The organism is Psychroserpens sp. (assembly GCF_045105015.1).
In the GTDB taxonomy this organism is placed as follows: domain Bacteria; phylum Bacteroidota; class Bacteroidia; order Flavobacteriales; family Flavobacteriaceae; genus Psychroserpens.
Map to the genome: position 1 here is coordinate 1 of NZ_JBGCCX010000126.1, position 4,003 is coordinate 4,003.

The 4,003-nt window shown below is 31.7% G+C and carries 3 protein-coding genes and 1 pseudogene; 3 read left to right on the forward strand and 1 reads right to left on the reverse strand.

Annotation, left to right across the window (positions count from 1 at the left end):
- The 3 genes and pseudogenes from fbaA to AB8B90_RS09405 form a co-directional block, all read left to right on the forward strand.
- Nucleotides 1–638 (forward strand): annotated as a pseudogene (fbaA, locus tag AB8B90_RS09395) (class II fructose-bisphosphate aldolase); the annotation flags it as partial.
- 198 nt (nt 639–836) lie between these two features.
- Nucleotides 837–1,694, forward strand: a complete 858-nt coding sequence (gene accD, locus AB8B90_RS09400) for an acetyl-CoA carboxylase, carboxyltransferase subunit beta (protein ID WP_405336128.1) — start codon at nt 837–839, stop codon at nt 1,692–1,694.
- 86 nt (nt 1,695–1,780) lie between these two features.
- Nucleotides 1,781–2,833, forward strand: a complete 1,053-nt coding sequence (locus AB8B90_RS09405; RefSeq protein ID WP_405336131.1) for a T9SS type A sorting domain-containing protein — start codon at nt 1,781–1,783, stop codon at nt 2,831–2,833.
- 76 nt (nt 2,834–2,909) lie between these two features.
- On the opposite strand, the gene AB8B90_RS09410 is transcribed toward AB8B90_RS09405, so the two are convergent.
- Nucleotides 2,910–3,755 carry a hypothetical protein gene (locus AB8B90_RS09410; RefSeq protein ID WP_405336134.1) on the reverse strand — a complete coding sequence of 282 codons (846 nt, stop codon included), beginning with the start codon at nt 3,753–3,755 and terminating at the stop codon, nt 2,910–2,912.
- Nucleotides 3,756–4,003 lie beyond the last annotated feature (248 nt).

Consider the following 4,003-nt stretch of genomic DNA (forward strand, 5'->3'; position numbering starts at 1 on the left):
GAAGAGCCGCTAGAAGAAAATATAGAAATCTGTAAAGATATCTAGAAAGAATGTCTAAAATGGACATGACTCTAGAAATAGAATTAGGAATTACTGGTGGTGAAGAAGATGGTGTTGATAATACAGATGTAGATGATTCAAAACTATACACACAACCTGAAGAAGTAGCCTATGCTTATGAAGAGTTGAGCAAAATAAGTGATCAGTTTACAATTGCCGCTGCTTTTGGTAACGTTCATGGTGTTTACAAACCTGGAAACGTAAAGTTGACTCCAAAAATCTTAAAGAATTCACAAGAATTCTTATCAAACAAACATAACTTACCTCACAATCACGTAGATTTTGTGTTTCATGGTGGTTCAGGTTCTACTGTTGAAGAAATTAGAGAGGCGATTGGTTATGGTGTAATCAAAATGAATATTGATACAGATATGCAATACGCTTTCATGAGTGGTATTCGCGATTATATGGGAGAAAAAGAAGCCTATTTAAAACAACAAATTGGTAATCCAGATGGAGATGATGTACCAAATAAAAAATATTACGATCCAAGAGTTTGGTTACGTAAGGGTGAAAATGCATTTGTTGAGCGTCTAAAAAAAGCGTTTGAGGATCTTAATAATGTAAATACTTTATAAGTTTTTTTAGGGCGTTACCACAAAATTAAAAAAAGGCTTAATTTTGTGGTCAGGCTTTACGCTGTATCTTTTAAAAAAGGATGCCGCTTCAATCCTTAACGCAGTGTAACGATTACAATAGTAACATGTATTACAATCGTTATCCTAAATTTTAATCTAGTCCTGCGCTTAGTCGAAGGGTTAAAATCATAAATCATTATGGCTTGGTTTAAAAGAAAAGATAAAGGCATACAAACTACTACCGAAGAGAAAAAAGACACACCAAAAGGGTTATGGTACAAATCTCCAACTGGTAAAATTGTAGACACTAAAGAATTAGAGCAAAACTATTACGTTAGTCCAGAAGATGGATATCACGTTAGAATTGGAAGTAAAGAATACTTCGAAATTTTATTCGACGAAAATAAATTTAAAGAACTTGATCCTGACTTAACATCAAAAGATCCTTTAAAATTTGAAGACACAAAAAAATACCCAGACCGTTTAAAGGCTGCTCAAGAGAAAACAAACCTAAAAGATGCGGTTCGTACTGCTGTCGGGAAATCTAATGGACAAGACTTAGTTATTGCCTGTATGGACTTTTCATTTATTGGTGGATCTATGGGAAGTGTTGTAGGTGAAAAAATTGCTCGTGCAGCAAGTTACGCTCTTAAGAAAAAGACACCATTTATGATCATTTCAAAATCTGGTGGTGCTCGTATGATGGAAGCAGCATTATCACTGATGCAATTAGCCAAAACATCTGTGACTTTAGCTCAATTAGCTGATGCTGGTATTCCTTACATATCACTATGCACAGATCCAACTACTGGAGGAACAACAGCATCATTTGCGATGCTTGGTGACATCAACATTAGTGAACCGGGTGCCTTAATAGGTTTTGCAGGACCAAGAGTTGTTAGAGATACCACTGGTCAAGAATTACCCGAAGGTTTTCAAACTTCTGAATTTTTATTAGAACATGGTTTCTTAGATTTTATAACCCATCGTAAAGATTTAAAACAAAAGGTTAATCTGTATATAGATTTAATAAAAAATCAACCTCTTAGAACATAATAAAAAAGACCTCAATTGAGGTCTTTTTTAATTAAGATAAATTATTTTCATACTTTCGTAATCAACAATTAATCAAATCATTAAACATGAAACAAAAATTACTCTATCTATTTTTAGTTGCTTCTTATTTTAGTTTTGCACAGGCTCCAATTAGTCAGTTTGTAAATACAACCGAAGAAGATTATGCCATCTTAACACCATCTTCACCAGTAGATGAAAGTTCTTCAGGAGAAAATGTCGTATGGAATTTCACAAATTTCACTCAAATAGGCTTAAACACAGACACTTATACTTCTCCAGCTAGTACTGATGATCAAAACGAATATCCAGGAACAACAGCAGTTCAAACTATTACTACGGCAGGTATGCCACCGGTTATTAGTAATCTTTACATCAGAGATAATATGGGAGAGATTTCTATAACAGGTCTGAGTCAAGGTGATCAATTAGAATTAAACCTATCTAATAATGCAACTTTAGGAACTTTTCCTTTGAGTTGGTCTTATTCTTTCACAGATCCAGATGGAATTGGAGGAACTTTTGATGGAGATGTTGATGGTACTCAAGCAAATGGAACATTTACGGGAAGCATAACAACCAGTGTTGATGCTTATGGCACATTAACTCTAAATGATTTTGGTCTTGGCGCTTATAGTGGAAATGTAACACGACTAAAGACTGAACAAGTAATAAATTTATCGATATCTGTTTTTGGCTTCCCAGTACCTATAGGTAATGTAGTACAAACTGTTAATAATTACTATGATGATAGTGATGGTCGTTTAGTTTTCAGAACTTCATCAAATGTATTTGATATCAATGCAGGAGGAATGGTATTCCAAGATACAGTTTTAGTTTATGAAGCTTTAGACAGAAGTAAATTGAGTACAAATATCTACTTACTTGCTTCTAATGACATCAAATTATTTCCTAATCCAACAGACGATATTTTAAATATTAAATCTGCTCAAACAAATAGTATTCTATCTGTTTCAATTGTAGATTTAAATGGAAGAACAGTATTAAATAATAAAAATAACATTGAAAACATCAATGTTTCTCATTTACATTCAGGATTATATATTTTGAATCTCAAAACATCAAATGGCAACATAACTAAACGATTCATTAAAAATTAGTTCTAAATAATTTTTAGAAAAACAAAAAAAACACGCATCAAATGATGCGTGTTTTTTGTTTAACATAAAGATCAATTTAATTTAAAATAATATCGATTTGATATCCATTATTGAAAGTAAAGGTCGCCTGATTATCACAAACTCCAGAACCATAATCAAAAGTTCCACCAAAATTAGTACGTTGTACATCTACAGTGCCACTAAGAAAATAATTACAGATTACTTGACGTCTTAAAGGTGATAATACTTCATAAGTATGTTGGTTTCCGTTTACAAATGTAGTCGTCCAATTTCCAGTAATTTCAAATACATTATCACTAAAAATACCACTTCCAAAACCTTCAACCCATTCTCTTACTTTTACTCCTTCTCTGTTGGCTTGTAATCCATTTGGCCAAACAATTGTTAAATCTAAGTTGTGTGTAAATTGGGGATTTCCATTACCGTTTGATAATTGTCTTAATATGGTTTTACTGCCAATAATATTGTTAGTATCAAAATAGAAATCAATTAAACTATAAGAGATTAGTATTTCTTGAACTTCAGTATTTCTTGTATATGAAAATACAATTTGTCCTCTTAGTAAATGCTCATTAACTATACAGCCTTCAGTCCCGAAATCTAAAGTTACTTCTCTAAAACCTTGTTCTGCAACAATGGTTACTACTACACATGATGGCAAAAATGATGAACTACTAACCATTCTATTTAATTCATCATTCTCTTGAATTTCGTAAGAATCAATAATAATATCACTTACAATCTCTCCTACTACATCAATTTCAGAAGCTCGCATTAATTCTGTAATATCTTCTGCTTGTTCTTCCTCTTCTATTGAATTACCGTCACTACAACTAACAAATGAGAGAATAAAAAATGTTAGCATAAAAATTGAAGTCCTAAAAACATGTTTTGTGTTCATGATTATTTATTTTAATAGTTAATATGATCATAAGACCTTTATATACTAAAAAGGTTTAATTCTTATTTAATAGAAAGAAAACAGTGACTACAAAATTTGTTAATCACTAAAAATTACTATATTTGCCGCTTGAAAGATTGACTTTCAACGTACATAAAAATCATTTACAATAATATTAGCATGTATTTAACAAAAGAAAACAAAGAGAAACTCTTTAAGAAACACGGTAAAAATGCAAAAGACACTGG